Below are 17,376 nucleotides of genomic sequence, written 5' to 3' on the forward strand. Positions count from 1 at the left end.
ATGAGCAAGACCCTGATCCGTGGTGCCAAGGTGCTCGGGGGCGCGCCGCAGGACGTGCTCATCGACGGGGACACCATCGCCGAGGTGGGCACCGGGCTGAGCGGGGACGGCGCCGAGGTCGTCGAGGCCGACGGCAAGGTGCTGCTGCCCGGCCTGGTCGACCTGCACACCCATCTGCGCGAACCGGGCCGCGAGGACTCCGAGACCGTCCTCACCGGCACCCGCGCCGCCGCCTCCGGCGGCTACACCGCCGTCTTCGCCATGGCCAACACCTTCCCCGTAGCCGACACCGCCGGCGTCGTCGAGCAGGTCTACCGGCTCGGCCAGCAGCACGGCTACTGCGACGTGCAGCCCATCGGCGCCGTCACCGTCGGCCTGGAGGGGCGCAAGCTCGCCGAGCTGGGTGCCATGCACGAGTCGGCGGCCGGCGTGACCGTCTTCTCCGACGACGGCAAGTGCGTCGACGACGCGGTGATCATGCGCCGGGCGCTGGAGTACGTGAAGGCCTTCGGCGGGGTCGTCGCCCAGCACGCGCAGGAGCCGCGGCTGACCGAGGGCGCCCAGATGAACGAGGGCGTCGTCTCCGCCGAGCTGGGTCTCGGCGGCTGGCCCGCGGTGGCCGAGGAGTCGATCATCGCCCGGGACGTCCTGCTCGCCGAGCACGTCGGCTCCCGCGTCCACATCTGCCACCTGTCGACCGCGGGGTCGGTCGAGATCGTGCGCTGGGCGAAGTCCCGCGGCATCGACGTCACCGCCGAGGTCACCCCGCACCACCTCCTCCTCACCGACGAGCTGGTGCGCACCTACAACCCGGTCTACAAGGTCAACCCGCCGCTGCGCACCGAACGCGACGTGCTCGCGCTGCGCGAGGCCCTCGCCGACGGCACGATCGACATCGTCGCCACCGACCACGCCCCGCACCCGCACGAGGACAAGGACTGCGAGTGGGCCGCCGCCGCCATGGGCATGGTCGGCCTGGAGACGGCGCTGTCAGTGGTCCAGGCGACCATGGTCGAGACGGGCCTGCTGGACTGGGCCCAGGTCGCCGACCGCATGTCCTTCAAGCCCGCCGAGATCGGCCGGGCCCGGGGCCACGGCCGTCCCGTCTCGGCTGGTGAGCCCGCCAACCTCACGCTCGTCGACACGGCATACCGTGGCCAGGTGGACCCCGCGGGCTTCGCCTCGCGCAGCCGCAACACCCCGTACGAGGGGCGTGAGCTGCCGGGCCGTGTGACGCACACGTGGCTCCGGGGCAAGGCCACGCTCGTCGACGGGAAGCTCACGTGACATCTGCTGCACTCCTGCTGGCGGCCGAGAAGGAATCGGCCGAAGTGACCGACTGGGCCGCCCGCCTGGGCTGGGTCGTCGGACTCGCCCTGTTCGTCGCGCTCGTGTACTGGCTGATGCGCGAGGGCTGGAAATGGCGGGGAACGCTCCAGGGCGACCTTCCGGACCTGCCCGCCGCGCCCGCCGAGCCCGGCGAGGCGAGACTGAGCACGACCGGCCGCTACCACGGCTCCACCACCGCAGGGCAGTGGCTCGACCGCATCGTGGCGCACGGCCTGGGCACCCGCAGCCGGGCCGAGCTCACCCTGACGGACGCGGGACTGGACGTCGTACGCCCCGGAGCACGCGACTTCTTCGTCCCCGCGGCCGCGCTGCGCGAGGCCCGGCTCGACAAGGGCATCGCCGGCAAGGTCCTGACCGAGGGCGGACTGCTCGTGGTCACCTGGGCCCACGGCGGCAAGCTGATCGACTCCGGTTTCCGCTCGGACCACGCGGCCGAGCACACCGAGTGGGTCGACGCCATCAACTCCATGATCGACAACAAGACGGAATCTACGGAAGGCGCCGAACGATGACGACCTCCACCAGGGGATCCGCCTCGCAGAGGCAGAAGGTGGCTCCCGCCGTACTCGTCCTGGAGGACGGCCGGGTCTTCCGCGGCCGTTCCTACGGGGCCGTGGGGGAGACCTTCGGCGAAGCGGTGTTCTCCACCGGCATGACCGGCTACCAGGAGACCCTCACCGACCCGTCCTACGCCCGCCAGATCGTCGTCGCGACCGCTCCGCAGATCGGCAACACCGGCTGGAACGACGAGGACGACGAGTCGCGCCGCATCTGGGTCTCCGGCTACGTGGTGCGCGATCCCGCGCGCGTGCCGTCCAACTGGCGCGCCGAGCGCTCCCTGGACGACGAACTGGTCCGCCAGGACGTCGTCGGCATCAGCGGCATCGACACCCGCGCCCTGACCCGCCACCTGCGCGAGCGCGGATCGATGCGCGCCGGGATCTTCTCCGGCGAGGCCGTCGCCGCCGAGAGCGAGCTCCTCGCGCGCGTGCAGGCCCAGCCCCACATGAAGGGCGCGAGCCTCTACGAGGAGGTCGCCACCCGGGAGGCCTACGTCGTCCCCGCGGTCGGCGAGAAGAGGTTCACGGTCGCCGCCGTCGACCTCGGCATCAAGGGCATGACCCCGCACCGCATGGCCGAGCGCGGCATCGAGGTCCACGTGCTCCCCGCGACCGCCACCGCGGACGACGTGTACGCCGTGAACCCGGACGGAGTGTTCTTCTCCAACGGACCCGGCGACCCCGCCACCGCCGACGGCCCCGTCGCGCTGATGCGGGCCGTCCTGGAGCGCGGGACGCCCCTGTTCGGCATCTGCTTCGGCAACCAGATCCTCGGCCGCGCCCTCGGCTTCGGCACCTACAAGCTGAAGTACGGCCACCGCGGCATCAACCAGCCGGTCCAGGACCGCACCACCGGCAAGGTCGAGGTCACCGCCCACAACCACGGCTTCGCCGTGGACGCGCCGCTCGACCAGGTCAGCGAGACGCCCTTCGGCCGCGCCGAGGTGTCCCACGTCTGCCTCAACGACGACGTCGTGGAGGGGCTGCGGCTGCTCGACCAGCCGGCCTTCTCCGTCCAGTACCACCCCGAAGCGGCAGCCGGCCCGCACGACGCCGCCTACCTGTTCGACCGCTTCGTATCCCTGATGGAGGGCCAGCGTGCCTAAGCGCACCGATATCCAGTCCGTCCTGGTCATCGGCTCCGGCCCGATCGTCATCGGCCAGGCCGCCGAGTTCGACTACTCCGGCACCCAGGCGTGCCGCGTGCTCAAGGCCGAGGGCCTGCGCGTCATCCTGGTCAACTCCAACCCGGCGACGATCATGACCGACCCGGAGATCGCCGACGCGACCTACGTCGAGCCGATCACCCCGGAATTCGTCGAGAAGATCATCGCCAAGGAGCGCCCCGACGCCCTGCTGCCCACCCTGGGCGGCCAGACCGCCCTGAACACCGCCATCTCGCTGCACGAGAACGGTGTCCTGGCCAAGTACGGCGTCGAGCTGATCGGCGCCAACGTCGAGGCGATCCACAAGGGCGAGGACCGCGACCGGTTCAAGGAGGTCGTGGAGGAGGTCCGCAAGAAGACCGGGCACGGCGAGTCCGCCCGCTCCGTCATCTGCCACTCCATGGACGAGGTGCTCGCCGGTGTCGAGCAGCTCGGCGGCTACCCGGTCGTCGTGCGGCCCTCCTTCACCATGGGCGGCGCCGGCTCCGGCTTCGCCCACGACGAGGACGAGCTGCGCCGCATCGCCGGCCAGGGCCTCACGCTCTCCCCGACCACCGAGGTCCTCCTGGAGGAGTCCATCCTCGGCTGGAAGGAGTACGAGCTGGAGCTCATGCGCGACAAGCACGACAACGTCGTGGTCGTCTGCTCCATCGAGAACTTCGACCCCATGGGCGTGCACACCGGCGACTCGATCACCGTCGCGCCCGCGATGACGCTGACCGACCGCGAGTACCAGGTACTGCGCGACGTCGGCATCGCGATCATCCGCGAGGTCGGCGTCGACACGGGCGGCTGCAACATCCAGTTCGCGGTCGACCCCGAGGACGGCCGCGTGATCGTCATCGAGATGAACCCGCGCGTGTCGCGTTCCTCGGCGCTGGCCTCCAAGGCGACCGGCTTCCCGATCGCCAAGATCGCCGCCAAGCTCGCCGTGGGCTACACCCTCGACGAGATCCCCAACGACATCACCCGCGAGACCCCGGCCTCCTTCGAGCCCACGCTCGACTACGTGGTCGTCAAGGCGCCCCGGTTCGCCTTCGAGAAGTTCCCGCAGGCCGACTCCACCCTGACCACCACCATGAAGTCGGTCGGCGAGGCCATGGCCATCGGCCGCAACTTCACCGAGGCCTTCCAGAAGGCGCTGCGCTCCCTGGAGAAGAAGGGCAGCCAGTTCACCTTCGTCGGCGAGCCCGGCTCCGGCGGGGACAAGGAAGAGCTGCTGCGCGAGGCCGTCCGGCCCACCGACGGGCGCATCAACGCCGTCATGCAGGCCATCCGCGCGGGCGCCACCCCCGAGGAGGTCTTCGAGGCCACCAAGATCGACCCGTGGTTCGTCGACCAGCTGTTCCTCATCAAGGAGCTCGCCGACGACCTCGCGGCGGCCGCCGAGCTGACCCCCGAGCTGCTCGCCGAGGCCAAGCGGCACGGCTTCTCCGACCAGCAGATCGCCGAGATCCGCGGCCTGCGCGAGGACGTGGTGCGCGAGGTGCGGCACGCCCTCGGCATCCGGCCGGTCTACAAGACGGTCGACACCTGCGCCGCCGAGTTCGCCGCGCAGACGCCGTACTTCTACTCCTCCTACGACGAGGAGAGCGAGGTCGAGCCGCGCGAGAAGCCGGCCGTCATCATCCTCGGCTCCGGCCCGAACCGCATCGGCCAGGGCATCGAGTTCGACTACTCCTGCGTGCACGCCTCCTTCGCGCTGTCCGACGCCGGGTACGAGACGGTGATGGTCAACTGCAACCCGGAGACCGTCTCCACCGACTACGACACCTCCGACCGGCTCTACTTCGAGCCGCTGACGCTGGAGGACGTGCTGGAGATCGTCCACGCGGAGGCCAAGGCCGGCCCGATCGCGGGCGTGATCGTGCAGCTGGGCGGCCAGACCCCGCTGGGTCTCGCCCAGGCGCTGAAGGACAACGGCGTGCCGATCGTCGGCACCTCGCCCGAGGCCATCCACGCGGCCGAGGACCGGGGTGCCTTCGGCCGGGTGCTGAAGGAGGCCGGTCTGCCGGCGCCCAAGCACGGCACCGCCACCACCTTCGCCGAGGCCAAGGCGATCGCCGACGAGATCGGCTACCCGGTGCTGGTCCGCCCGTCGTACGTCCTCGGCGGGCGCGGCATGGAGATCGTCTACGACGAGACCCGCCTGGCCGCCTACATCGCCGAGTCGACCGAGATCAGCCCCACCCGTCCGGTGCTCGTCGACCGCTTCCTGGACGACGCCATCGAGATCGACGTCGACGCCCTGTACGACGGCGAGGAGCTGTACCTCGGCGGCGTCATGGAGCACATCGAGGAGGCCGGCATCCACTCCGGCGACTCGGCGTGCGCGCTGCCCCCGATCACCCTGGGCGGCTTCGACATCAAGCGCCTGCGCACCTCCACCGAGGCGATCGCCAAGGGCGTCGGGGTGCGCGGCCTGATCAACATCCAGTTCGCGATGGCCGGCGACATCCTGTACGTGCTGGAGGCCAACCCGCGCGCCTCGCGCACCGTGCCCTTCACCTCCAAGGCGACCGCGGTGCCGCTGGCCAAGGCCGCCGCCCGGATCTCGCTCGGCGCCACCATCGCCCAGCTGCGCGAGGAGGGCCTGCTGCCGAAGAGCGGCGACGGCGGCGAGCTGCCGCTGGACGCGCCGATCTCCGTCAAGGAGGCCGTGATGCCCTGGAGCCGCTTCCGGGACACCTCCGGCCGCGGCGTGGACACCGTCCTCGGCCCGGAGATGCGCTCCACCGGCGAGGTCATGGGCATCGACTCGGTCTTCGGCACGGCGTACGCCAAGTCGCAGGCCGGCGCCTACGGCGCGCTGCCGACCAAGGGCCGGGCCTTCATCTCGGTCGCCAACCGCGACAAGCGGTCGATGATCTTCCCGGCGCGCGAGCTGGTCGCCCACGGCTTCGAACTGCTCGCCACCTCGGGCACCGCCGAGGTCCTCAAGCGCAACGGCCTCAACGCCACCGTGGTGCGCAAGCAGTCCGAGGGCACCGGACCCAACGGTGAGCGGACCATCGTCCAGCTCATCCACGACGGCGAGGTCGACCTCATCGTCAACACCCCGTACGGCACCGGAGGCCGCCTCGACGGCTACGAGATCCGTACGGCGGCCGTCGCCCGCTCGGTGCCGTGCCTGACCACGGTCCAGGCGCTCGCCGCCGCCGTCCAGGGCATCGACGCCCTGAACCGCGGCGAGGTGGGCGTCCGTTCACTCCAGGAACACGCGGAACACCTGACCGCGGCCCGCGACTAGCAGCCGAAGAGGGGGACACCGGAAACGGTGTCCCCCTCTTCATGAGGCTCTCCCACAGCTTTTCGACGAGGACATACTGATGTACAAGCTCTTCTTCCGCCTGGTCTTCCGGCGGATGGACCCGGAGCGGGCCCACCACCTCGCCTTCCGCTGGATCCGGCTGGCCGCCCGCGTCCCCGTGCTGCGCACCTTCGTCGCGGCCGCGCTGGCCCCCCGCTACCGGGAACTGCGCACCGAGGCGTTCGGCCTGCGCATGCACGGTCCCTTCGGGCTCGCCGCCGGCTTCGACAAGAACGCCGTCGCCATCGACGGCATGTCCATGCTGGGCTTCGACCACGTCGAGATCGGCACGGTCACCGGCGAGCCGCAGCCCGGCAACCCCAGGCAGCGGCTGTTCCGCCTGGTCGCCGACCGGGCGCTGATCAACCGCATGGGCTTCAACAACGACGGCTCACTGGCGGTCGCCGCCCGTCTGGCCGGCCGTACGCCCGTCTTCCGCACCGTCGTGGGCGTCAACATCGGCAAGACCAAGGTCGTCCCCGAGGCGGAGGCCGTCGGGGACTACGTGAAGTCGGCCGAGCGGCTGGCACCGTACGCCGACTACCTGGTCGTCAACGTGTCCTCGCCCAACACGCCGGGCCTGCGCGACCTGCAGGCGACCGAGGCGCTGCGGCCGCTGCTGACGGCCGTGCGCGAGGCGGCCGACCGCGCGGTCCCCGGCCGCCGCGTCCCGCTCCTGGTGAAGATCGCTCCCGACCTGGCCGACGAGGACGTCGACGCCGTCGCCGACCTGGCCGTCGAACTCGGGCTGGACGGCATCATCGCCACCAACACCACCATCGCGCGCGAGGGGCTCGGACTGTCCTCCGACCCCGCGCTGGTGAAGGAGGCCGGCGGGCTGTCCGGCGCCCCGCTCAAGGAGCGCTCCCTGGAGGTCCTGCGCCGCCTGTACGCGCGCGTGGGCGACCGCATCACCCTGGTGGGCGTCGGCGGCGTCGAGAACGCCGAGGACGCCTGGCAGCGCATCCTGGCGGGCGCCACGCTGGTCCAGGGCTACAGCGCGTTCGTCTACGAGGGTCCCTTCTGGGGCCGCGCCGTCCACAAGGGCCTGGCCGCGCGCCTGCGCAACAGCCCGTACGCCACCCTCGCCGACGCGGTCGGCGCCGACGTGAGGAAGCCCCGATGACCGGCAGGACGGTCCTGGAACCCTTCGGTGCCCGGCTGCGCCGTGCCATGGACGAGCGTGGGCCGCTGTGCGTGGGCATCGACCCGCACGCCTCCCTGCTGGCCCAGTGGGGCCTGGACGACGACGTGGCCGGCCTGGAGCGGTTCAGCCGCACCGTCGTGGAGGCGCTGGCCGACCGGGTCGCCGTGCTCAAGCCGCAGAGCGCCTTCTTCGAGCGCTTCGGCTCCCGGGGCGTGGCCGTGCTGGAGGAGTCGGTCGCCCAGGCCCGCTCGGCCGGCGCGCTGGTCGTGATGGACGCCAAGCGCGGCGACATCGGCTCGACCATGGCCGCGTACGCCGAGGCCTTCCTGCGTGAGGACGCCCCGCTCTTCTCGGACGCGCTGACGGTCTCCCCGTACCTCGGCTACGGATCACTGGCACCGGCGGTGTCGCTGGCGCGCGAGACCGGCGCCGGGTTGTTCGTGCTGGCGCTGACCTCCAACCCGGAGGGCGGCGAGGTGCAGCACGCGGTGCGCGGGGACGACCGCGGCGGCCCGGACGTGGGCGCGACCGTGCTGCGTCATCTGGCCGCCGAGAACGGGGACGACCGGCCCCTGGGGTCCTTCGGCGCGGTGGTGGGCGCCACGCTGGGTGACCTGTCGTCGTACGACCTGGACATCAACGGACCTCTGCTGGCGCCCGGTATCGGCGCCCAGGGGGCGACGGCGGCCGATCTGCCCCGGGTCTTCGGCGCGGCCGTGCGCAACGTGGTGCCGAACGTCAGCCGCGGTGTGCTGCGGCACGGTCCCGACGTGGTCGCTCTGCGTGACGCCGCGGACCGGTTCGCCGACGAGGTGCGGGACGCGGTGGCGTCCGCCTGACCCCTTCGACCGCCCGTTCGACCGGCCGCTCGGGCCGGCGGACGGGCGGCCTCGTGGTGACCCGAGTCTGAATACACCCTCAAATCCGGGGCAATATGTCTTAAATGTCCGTCCTGACGGAGGCTGACCAGGACTTTTCCTCTGTTCTCGCTGACTCTGGCGGACTTGACCGCTAGTCTCCGACGTGAGTCGGCGGGCAAGCGTGTTGCTCGTGGCTCCCCAGGTGTGGGGCGACTAGGTTCCTCACCGGTCCGTATCCGACAGTTCGACATCCGAGGTGACGTAGGCGTGGCTCTTCCGCCCCTTACCCCCGAACAGCGCGCAGCCGCGCTCGAAAAGGCCGCCGCGGCTCGCCGGGAGCGGGCCGAGGTCAAGAATCGACTCAAGCACTCCGGCGCCTCCCTGCACGAGGTCATCAAGCAGGGCCAGGAGAACGACGTCATCGGCAAGATGAAGGTCTCCGCCCTGCTGGAGTCCCTGCCGGGCGTGGGCAAGGTCCGCGCCAAGCAGATCATGGAGCGACTCGGCATCTCCGAGAGCCGGCGCGTGCGCGGCCTCGGCTCCAACCAGATCGCCTCCCTGGAGCGTGAGTTCGGCAGCACCGGTTCCTGATCCCGGGCACTGCCGGGAAGGGAGTCCCGGGCACTCCGGGATTGCTGGAATAATCGCTGCATGAGTGAACGTCCGCGGCTGACCGTGCTCTCCGGCCCCTCCGGGGTCGGCAAGAGCACGGTCGTCGCCCATATGCGCAAGGAACACCCCGAGGTCTGGCTCTCGGTGTCGGCGACGACCCGCAAGCCCCGCCCCGGCGAGCGGCACGGAGTCCACTACTTCTTCGTCACGGACGACGAGATGGACAAGCTGATCGCCAACGGCGAGCTGCTGGAGTGGGCCGAGTTCGCCGGCAACCGCTACGGCACGCCCCGCCGTGCCGTGCTGGAACGGCTGGAGGCAGGTGAGCCGGTCCTGCTGGAGATCGACCTCCAGGGCGCACGGCAGGTCCGCGAGTCCATGCCCGAGGCCCAGCTGGTGTTCCTGGCCCCTCCCTCCTGGGAAGAGCTCGTGCGCAGACTCACCGGGCGGGGCACCGAGGCGCCCGAGGTCATCGAGCGCCGTCTGGACGCGGCCAAGGTCGAGCTGGCGGCCGAGCCGGAGTTCGACGAGACCCTGGTCAACACCTCCGTCGAGGATGTGGCGCGCGAGCTGCTAGCCTTGATGGATGTTGTGTGATCGCGAGCATGTGATCACGATCGATCTTTTCCCACCCATCGGAAGGTAGAGCGTGTCCTCTTCCATCTCCGCGCCCGAGGGCATCATCAACCCGCCGATCGACGAGCTCCTCGAGGCCACCGACTCGAAGTACAGCCTCGTGATCTACGCGGCCAAGCGGGCCCGCCAGATCAACGCGTACTACTCGCAGCTCGGCGAGGGCCTCCTCGAGTACGTCGGTCCGCTCGTCGACACCCACGTCCACGAGAAGCCGCTCTCGATCGCCCTGCGGGAGATCAACGCGGGTCTGCTGACGTCCGAGGCCATCGAGGGCCCGGTGCAGTAATACGATCGGCTCGCAGTAGCTTTTTCCACAGGCCCGGCAGCGCGACTGCCGGGCCTGTGGTGTGTAGTGGAGTCGTATGTTTCCGAGGCCGGGGAGAGACGGTGGCCAAGCCGAAGGTCGTTCTGGGGGTCAGCGGCGGAATCGCCGCCTACAAGGCGTGCGAGCTGCTGCGCAGATTCACCGAGTCCGGTCATGATGTACGCGTCGTGCCCACCGCCTCGGCGCTCCACTTCGTCGGAGCGGCCACCTGGTCGGCCCTGTCCGGCAACCCCGTCTCGACGGAGGTCTGGGACGATGTCCACCAGGTGCCGCACGTGCGGATCGGCCAGCACGCCGACCTGGTCGTCGTCGCCCCGGCGACCGCCGACACGCTCGCCCGGGCCGCCCACGGCATCGCCGACGACCTGCTGACCAACACCCTGCTCACGGCCCGCTGCCCGGTCGTCTTCGCCCCCGCCATGCACACCGAGATGTGGGAGCACTCGGCCACCCAGGAGAACGTGGCGACGCTGCGCCGCCGCGGTGCCCTGGTGATCGAGCCGGCGGTCGGCCGGCTCACCGGCGTCGACACCGGCAAGGGCCGGCTGCCCGACCCGGCCGAGATCTTCGACACCTGCCGCCGGGTCCTCGCCCGGGGAGTCCGCCGACCCGACCTCACCGGCCGGCACGTCGTGGTCAGCGCAGGCGGCACCAGGGAACCCCTCGATCCCGTGCGCTTCCTCGGCAACCGCTCCTCCGGCAAGCAGGGCTACGCCCTCGCCCGCACCGCCGCCGCCCGCGGCGCCCGGGTCACGCTGATCGCGGCCAACACCGGCCTGCCCGATCCGGCCGGGGTCGACGTGGTCCAGGTCGGCACCGCCGTGCAACTGCGCGAGTCCGTCCTCAAGGCCGCCGCCGACGCCGACGCGGTGGTGATGGCCGCCGCCGTCGCCGACTTCCGCCCCGCCGTCTACGCCACCGGAAAGATCAAGAAGAGGGACGGCGAAGAGCCGGAGCCGATCGTTCTGGTGCGGAATCCGGACATCCTCGCGGAGCTCTCGGCCGACCGTGCCCGCCCCGGCCAGGTCGTCGTCGGCTTCGCCGCCGAGACCGACGACGTGCTCGCCAACGGGCGGCGCAAGCTGGAGCGCAAGGGCTGCGATCTGCTGGTGGTGAACGAGGTGGGGGAGCGCAGGACCTTCGGCGCCGAGGACAACGAGGCGGTCGTCCTGGGCGCCGACGGCACCGAGACCCCCGTGCCGCACGGACCCAAGGAGGCCCTGGCCGAAATCGTGTGGGACCTGGTGACACGGCGGCTGGGGTGACCTTTTGATGCGGCTCCGAGGATCCCCCCGGTCTCACCGCTTTCGGTGTGGCGGCCCTGGCCAACGGCAGACAGCATTGACACAATGCCCGTGCCGCAGGTCACAGCGCTCCCGAGAGGCGAGACAGGGGGACCCGTGGTCGGGCACGACCGATAAACTGTTCCCGGACGACGCCGGGCGCAGCCTCCGTCGCGTCCGCCAATGATCAGCCAGCAGCCGCTGCAACCACAGGGAGCGTTGTGTCCCGTCGCCTGTTCACCTCGGAGTCCGTGACCGAGGGTCACCCCGACAAGATCGCTGACCAGATCAGCGACACCATTCTCGACGCGCTTCTGCGCGAGGACCCGACCTCCCGGGTCGCCGTCGAGACGCTGATCACCACCGGTCTGGTGCACGTGGCCGGCGAGGTCACGACCAAGGCGTACGCGGACATCGCGACGCTGGTGCGCAACAAGGTCCTCGACATCGGCTACGACTCCTCCAAGAAGGGCTTCGACGGCGCCTCCTGCGGCGTGTCGGTGTCCATCGGCGCGCAGTCCCCGGACATCGCGCAGGGCGTCGACGCCGCCTACGAGGCGCGCGTCGAAGGTGCCTCCCGAGGGGACCAGGGAGACGAGCTGGACCAGCAGGGCGCCGGTGACCAGGGCCTGATGTTCGGCTACGCCACCGACGAGACGCCCACCCTGATGCCGCTGCCGATCTTCCTGGCGCACCGCCTGTCCAAGCGCCTGTCGGACGTGCGCAAGAACGGCACGATCCCCTACCTGCGCCCCGACGGCAAGACCCAGGTCACCATCGAGTACGACGGTGACAAGGCGGTCCGCCTCGACACGGTCGTGGTCTCCTCCCAGCACGCCAGCGACATCGACCTGGACTCGCTGCTGGCCCCCGACATCCGCGAGTTCGTCGTGGAACCGGAGCTGAAGGCGCTGCTCGACGAGGGCATCAAGCTCGACACCGACGACTACCGCCTGCTGGTCAACCCGACCGGCCGCTTCGAGATCGGCGGCCCGATGGGTGACGCCGGCCTGACCGGCCGCAAGATCATTATCGACACCTACGGCGGTATGGCCCGCCACGGCGGCGGCGCCTTCTCCGGCAAGGACCCGTCCAAGGTGGACCGCTCGGCGGCGTACGCCATGCGCTGGGTCGCCAAGAACGTGGTGGCGGCGGGCCTGGCCTCCCGCTGTGAGGTCCAGGTCGCCTACGCGATCGGCAAGGCCGAGCCCGTCGGCCTGTTCGTCGAGACCTTCGGCACCCACAAGGTCGACCCCGAGAAGATCGAGAAGGCCATCGACGAGGTCTTCGACCTCCGCCCGGCCGCGATCATCCGCGACCTCGACCTGCTCCGCCCGATCTACGCACAGACCGCCGCCTACGGCCACTTCGGCCGTGAGCTGCCCGACTTCACCTGGGAGACCACGGACCGCGTGGAGGCCCTGCGCCAGGCCGCCGGACTCTAGGCCCCGCAGCCTCGCAGGCCCGGCACTCTTCGGGGTGCCGGGCCTCGGCGTTCCACGGCCCGCTCCGCCCGGCACCCGATGTCAGTGGCGTTTGGTAAGAATGCAAGCGTGAGCAGCGACAACGGCACCGGTGACGGCGCGGACGGGGCGCCGCCCGAGCAGCTCGCGCTGATCCGGGAGAGCCTGCGCAAGGCCAAGGCACCCCGCGCCAAGCCGCGCACCTGGCGGGGGGCCGCGCTGGCGGAGCGGCTCCCGGTGGCCCGGGTGCTCGTCGACAAGGGCGTACTCCACCTCGACCGCTACTTCGACTACGCAGTGCCGGCCGAACTGGACGCCGACGCGCAGCCGGGGGTACGGGTACGGGTACGGTTCGGGGCCGGCCGGCACCGCGTCCGCGAAGGCCGGCGCGAGGGCGGTGGGCTCATCGACGGGTTCCTCGTCGAGCGGATCGCCGAGAGCGACTACTCCGGACCGCTCGCCGCGCTCGCCCAGGTGGTCTCACCCGAACCGGTGCTCGGCCCCGAGCTGCTGCGCCTCACCCGCGCCGTCGCCGACCGCTACGCCGGCAGCCTCGCCGACGTGCTGCAACTGGCCGTACCGCCGCGCAACGCACGGGCCGAGCAGCGGCCCTCCCCCGCACCGCTGCCGCCGCCGCCCGCTCCGCAACCGGGCTCCTGGGCGCGGTACGAACACGGCACGGCGTTCCTCGAATCGCTCGCCTCGGGCGGCGCGCCGCGCGCCGTGTGGCACGCGCTGCCCGGGCCGCGGTGGAGCGACGAACTGGCCCGCACTGTCGCCGCCACGCTGGCCTCGGGACGCGGCGCGCTCGTCGTCGTGCCGGACGGGCGGGCCGCGGCGCGGGTCGACGCCGCCCTCACGGCGCTGCTGGGGGAGGGGCGGCACGCGCTGCTGACCGCCGACGCCGGGCCCGAGAAGCGCTACCGGGAGTGGCTCGCGGTGCGACGGGGGTCGGTGCGGGCGGTCGTGGGCACCCGGGCCGCCATGTTCGCGCCCGTCCGCGACCTCGGACTGGTCGTCGTGTGGGACGACGGCGACGACAGCCACAGCGAGCCGCACGCGCCGCAGCCCCACGCTCGCGACGTGCTGCTGCTGCGGGCCGCACAGGACGGCTGCGCCTTCCTGGCGGGCGGCTGGAGCTGCACCGTCGAGGCCGCCCAACTGGTGGAGAGCGGGTGGGCGCGGCCGCTGGTCGCCTCACGGGACGAGATCCGGCGGGCCGCCCCGCTGGTGCGCACGGTCGGCGACCAGGACCTGGCGCGGGACGAGGCGGCGCGTGCCGCCCGGCTGCCGACCCTGGCCTGGCAGGCGGTCCGGGACGGGCTGCGCGGCGGGCCGGTGCTGGTGCAGGTGCCCCGGCGGGGCTACGTGCCGCGCATGGCCTGCGCCCGCTGCCGGGAGCCGGCCCGGTGCCGGCACTGCTCCGGCCCGCTGGAGGCACGGGACGCGGGCGCCCTGGCGTGCGGCTGGTGCGGACGCGGGGAGTCGGACTGGCACTGCCCGGAATGCGGGGCCTTCCGGCTGCGGGCCCAGATCGTGGGCGCGCGGCGCACCGCCGAGGAACTGGGGCGCGCCTTCCCGGCCGTGCCGGTGCGCACCTCGGGACGGGAGCACGTGCTGGACACCGTGCCGGACACCCCCGCGCTGGTCGTCAGCACTCCCGGAGCGGAGCCCGTGGCCGAGGGCGGGTACGCGGCGGCCCTGCTGCTGGACGGCTGGGCCATGCTCGGACGGCCCGACCTGCGGGCCGGGGAGGACGCGCTGCGCCGGTGGATCGCGGCCGCAGCCCTGGTCCGGCCGCAGGACGCCGGCGGGAACGTGGTGGTGGTGGCCGAGCCGACGCTGCGGCCGGTGCAGGCGCTGGTGCGCTGGGATCCGGTAGGACACGCGGTGCGCGAGCTGGCGGACCGCGCCGAGCTCGGCTTTCCACCCGTCTCGCGGATGGCGGCGGTGTCGGGGGCCGGGGACGCGGTCGCCGGGTTCCTCGACACCGTGGAGCTGCCGCCCGAGGCGGAGGTGCTGGGGCCGGTCCCGCTCCCGGTCACTCCGGCCGGCCGGCCCCGGCGGCCCGGCGCCCCGCCCCCCGGCGAACAGTGGGAGCGCGCCCTGATCCGTGTGCCACCGGGACGGGGCGCCGCCCTGGCCGCCGCCCTGAAGGCCGCTCAGGCGGCCCGCACGGCCCGGGGAGGCGGAGGCCCCACGGCCGGCGTCCGGAGCGCCGACACGGGCGTCGGGGGTGGTCGTCGGGGCGGGTGGTCCGCGGGTGCCGGTACCGGTGCGGGGACACCGGCCGCGGGTTCCGGTGCGGGTGCGGGTGCCGGGGGTGAGGCGGCGCGGGTGTGGGTGCGGGTGGATCCGCCGGACATCGGGTGACGGGGCGGGGGCGGGCGGCGGTGCCGGGGCGGGTGGTGGCCGGAGTGGCGGTTTCCGTCCCGGAGTGGCGGTTCCCGGCTCGGGGGCGGGCGACGGCACCGGTGGCGGCGTGGGCGCCGCCGGCACAGGGGTTGGAGCCCGTGCGGCGTCTCCGGCCGGTCGTGTGGCCCGGGGCGGGTGTCCGGGGTCCGGGTGCTGCTGCCGGTGTGGGGGGCGCAGGCGCCGGGCCGGTGCGGGTGTGTCTGGGATGCGAGTGCTGCGGCCGGTGCGGGTGCAGGTGCCGCTGCCGGTGCGGGTGTCTGGAGGTGCAGGTGCTGCGGCCCGTGCATGCGCTGGTGCGCCGGGGCCGGCGGGAGTGTCTCGAGCGTGGGTTCCCGGTCCGGTGCGGGCACTTCGGGCGCAGCATCCCCTTCGGCGGGGAGGGCGTTTCTCGCGGTGGGCGCCCGGGAGGGGACCGCCCTCCCGGTCAGCCGGGAGGGGACCGCCCTCCCGGTCAGCCGGGAGGGCGGGTGAGGTCGGGGACTGCTCGGGTCAGCCGTTGCGGGGGCCGGGGAGCGCGGTCGGCCTGACGTCGTCGCGCAGGGCCGGGCTGCCCGCCGTCGGCTGGGTGGGCATGGAGCGGGCCGCGGGGACGGTGGGGACCGGAGAGATGCCGGTGCCCACGTTGACCGTGCGGGCGCTGGACGGCTCCGCGGTCCGGTCCGGCTCGGCCGGCGCCTGGGCCGCGGCACGCCGGGCGCCGTAACGCCGGTGCACCGCCTGCTTGGTGACGCCCAGGGCCGAGCCCACGGCGTCCCACGAGAAGCCGAGCGAGCGGTCGAAGTCCACCGCCGCGGTGACCAGGGTTTCGACGCTGTCCCGCAGCTCCTGGGCGAGACGGACGGTGGGAGCGGGCGCGCGTCCGTAGACGACGAAGCCCGTGGACGGGCCGGAGCGGCGCGGGCGGTAGACGTTGCCCAGCTGGGCGGTGAGGGTACGCAGCGCGTCCACCTGCCGGCGGACCCGCTCGATGTCCCGCACCAGCAAGTGCAGGCTGGCCCGGGCCTGGGCGTCGTGGGTTGCGTGGTCGGCCATGAACAAGCCTCTCGAACCGGCGTTGGGAGAAAGAGGTCAACTCTTTCTTGACCAACGCCCGTCCGCTCGTGTTGGTCACGGTAGGGGGCGTATGGGCATATGCATACGCCCCCCGGCCGGGCATCCCCACGAGGCCTCCCGGCGCCGGTCGGTGCCTCCCGGCTCCGGCCGGGGCCCCGGTCGTGTGCCGGGGATCATAAACTGGTGTGTCGCCCGTCGTCCTTCCGTCCGAGAGGCCCGTGCTCTTCCATGAAGCTTGTCTTCGCCGGTACCCCCGAGGTCGCCGTTCCCGCTCTGGACGCTCTGATCGCCTCCGGGCGGCACGAGGTGGCCGCCGTCGTCACCCGTCCCGACGCTCCCGCGGGGCGGGGCCGTCGGCTCATCGCGTCGCCCGTGGCGCAGCGGGCGGAGGAGGCCGGGATCGAGGTGCTCAAGCCCGCCCGGCCGCGCGACCCCGGTTTCCTGGAGCGGCTCGGGGAGATCGCGCCGGACTGCTGCCCCGTCGTCGCCTACGGGGCCCTGCTGCCCCGGGTCGCCCTGGACATCCCCGCGCACGGCTGGGTGAACCTGCACTTCTCGCTGCTGCCCGCCTGGCGCGGAGCCGCGCCCGTGCAGCACTCCCTCATGGCGGGCGACGAGATCACCGGCGCCTCCACCTTCCTCATCGAGGAGGGTCTGGACTCCGGGCCCGTCTACGGCACCGTCACCGAGGAGATCCGGCCCACCGACACCAGCGGCGACCTGCTGACCCGGCTCGCCTTCGCCGGTGCCGGACTGCTCGCCGCCACCATGGACGGCATCGAGGACGGCTCCCTGAAGGCGGTACCGCAGCCGGGCGAGGGCATCAGCCTCGCCCCCAAGATCACCGTCGAGGACGCCCAGGTCGACTGGACAGCCCCGGCGCTGCGCGTCGACCGGGTGGTACGCGGCTGCACTCCGGCCCCCGGCGCCTGGACCGTCTTCCGCGGCGAGCGGCTCAAGCTGATCCAGGTCACCCCGGTCCCCGAGCGGACCGACCTCGCTCCCGGGCAGCTCGCCGTCGGCAAGAACAGCGTCCATGCCGGCACCGGGTCGTACGCCGTGGAGCTGGTGTGGGTGCAGGCGCAGGGCAAGAAGCCGATGCGGGCCGCCGACTGGGCGCGCGGCGTGCGCATCGCCGAGGGCGAGCACGTCGGCAGCTAGGGCCGGCGACCCGCCTGTGCTCCGGTGGGGCGAGC

Annotated in this window: 13 protein-coding genes and 1 pseudogene; 13 read left to right on the forward strand and 1 reads right to left on the reverse strand. The window is 72.4% G+C overall.

Features of this window, described 5'->3' with window-relative positions; all coding sequences use genetic code 11:
- The 12 genes and pseudogenes from ACSLTV_RS17690 to ACSLTV_RS17745 form a co-directional block, all read left to right on the forward strand.
- Window positions 1-1,287: a dihydroorotase gene (locus ACSLTV_RS17690; RefSeq protein WP_435612452.1), complete on the forward strand. Its 1,287-nt coding sequence runs from the start codon at window positions 1-3 to the stop codon at window positions 1,285-1,287.
- Window positions 1,284-1,862, forward strand: coding sequence for a hypothetical protein (locus ACSLTV_RS17695; RefSeq protein ID WP_435612453.1), 579 nt, complete (start codon window positions 1,284-1,286; stop codon window positions 1,860-1,862). Before ACSLTV_RS17690 ends, ACSLTV_RS17695 begins: the two co-directional genes overlap by 4 nt.
- Window positions 1,859-3,016 (forward strand): glutamine-hydrolyzing carbamoyl-phosphate synthase small subunit, encoded by a 1,158-nt coding sequence (gene carA, locus ACSLTV_RS17700; protein WP_432137533.1) that lies wholly within the window; start codon window positions 1,859-1,861, stop codon window positions 3,014-3,016. The genes ACSLTV_RS17695 and carA overlap by 4 nt, the downstream gene beginning before the upstream one ends.
- The gene (gene carB, locus ACSLTV_RS17705) at window positions 3,009-6,326 is read left to right on the forward strand and encodes a carbamoyl-phosphate synthase large subunit (RefSeq protein ID WP_432137534.1); all 3,318 of its coding nucleotides are present in this window, start codon (window positions 3,009-3,011) and stop codon (window positions 6,324-6,326) included. The genes carA and carB overlap by 8 nt, the downstream gene beginning before the upstream one ends.
- A 79-nt stretch (window positions 6,327-6,405) precedes the next feature.
- On the forward strand, window positions 6,406-7,512 hold the full coding sequence (locus tag ACSLTV_RS17710) for a quinone-dependent dihydroorotate dehydrogenase (RefSeq protein ID WP_435612454.1): 1,107 nt from the start codon (window positions 6,406-6,408) through the stop codon (window positions 7,510-7,512).
- The gene (gene pyrF, locus ACSLTV_RS17715) at window positions 7,509-8,372 is read left to right on the forward strand and encodes an orotidine-5'-phosphate decarboxylase (protein WP_432137536.1); all 864 of its coding nucleotides are present in this window, start codon (window positions 7,509-7,511) and stop codon (window positions 8,370-8,372) included. The genes ACSLTV_RS17710 and pyrF overlap by 4 nt, the downstream gene beginning before the upstream one ends.
- Before the next feature lie 288 nt (window positions 8,373-8,660).
- A complete protein-coding gene (locus ACSLTV_RS17720) occupies window positions 8,661-8,984 on the forward strand; it encodes an integration host factor (RefSeq protein ID WP_003977346.1) in 324 nt (107 codons plus the stop codon).
- Window positions 8,985-9,044: 60 nt separating this feature from the next.
- Window positions 9,045-9,602 carry a guanylate kinase gene (gene gmk, locus ACSLTV_RS17725; RefSeq protein WP_432137537.1) on the forward strand — a complete coding sequence of 186 codons (558 nt, stop codon included), beginning with the start codon at window positions 9,045-9,047 and terminating at the stop codon, window positions 9,600-9,602.
- 52 nt (window positions 9,603-9,654) lie between these two features.
- Complete coding sequence (rpoZ, locus tag ACSLTV_RS17730) at window positions 9,655-9,927, forward strand: DNA-directed RNA polymerase subunit omega (RefSeq protein WP_009187588.1); 273 nt, start codon at window positions 9,655-9,657, stop codon at window positions 9,925-9,927.
- A 101-nt stretch (window positions 9,928-10,028) separates the two neighbouring features.
- Entirely contained in the window at window positions 10,029-11,231 is a 1,203-nt protein-coding gene (gene coaBC, locus ACSLTV_RS17735; protein ID WP_432137538.1) for a bifunctional phosphopantothenoylcysteine decarboxylase/phosphopantothenate--cysteine ligase CoaBC, read from the forward strand.
- A gap of 239 nt (window positions 11,232-11,470) precedes the next feature.
- The gene (gene metK, locus ACSLTV_RS17740; protein WP_432137539.1) at window positions 11,471-12,694 is read left to right on the forward strand and encodes a methionine adenosyltransferase; all 1,224 of its coding nucleotides are present in this window, start codon (window positions 11,471-11,473) and stop codon (window positions 12,692-12,694) included.
- 108 nt (window positions 12,695-12,802) lie between these two features.
- Window positions 12,803-14,905: pseudogene (locus tag ACSLTV_RS17745) on the forward strand (primosomal protein N'); the annotation flags it as partial.
- Between the two features lie 711 nt (window positions 14,906-15,616).
- Here ACSLTV_RS17745 and ACSLTV_RS17750 read toward each other — a convergent pair.
- Complete coding sequence (locus tag ACSLTV_RS17750) at window positions 15,617-16,159, reverse strand: hypothetical protein (protein WP_432137540.1); 543 nt, start codon at window positions 16,157-16,159, stop codon at window positions 15,617-15,619.
- 249 nt (window positions 16,160-16,408) lie between these two features.
- Between ACSLTV_RS17750 and fmt the strand changes: the two genes are divergently transcribed.
- Window positions 16,409-17,341 carry a methionyl-tRNA formyltransferase gene (fmt, locus tag ACSLTV_RS17755; protein ID WP_432137541.1) on the forward strand — a complete coding sequence of 311 codons (933 nt, stop codon included), beginning with the start codon at window positions 16,409-16,411 and terminating at the stop codon, window positions 17,339-17,341.
- Window positions 17,342-17,376 lie beyond the last annotated feature (35 nt).

Source organism: Streptomyces sp. bgisy159 (genome assembly GCF_965341775.1).
In the GTDB taxonomy this organism is placed as follows: Bacteria; Actinomycetota; Actinomycetes; order Streptomycetales; family Streptomycetaceae; genus Streptomyces.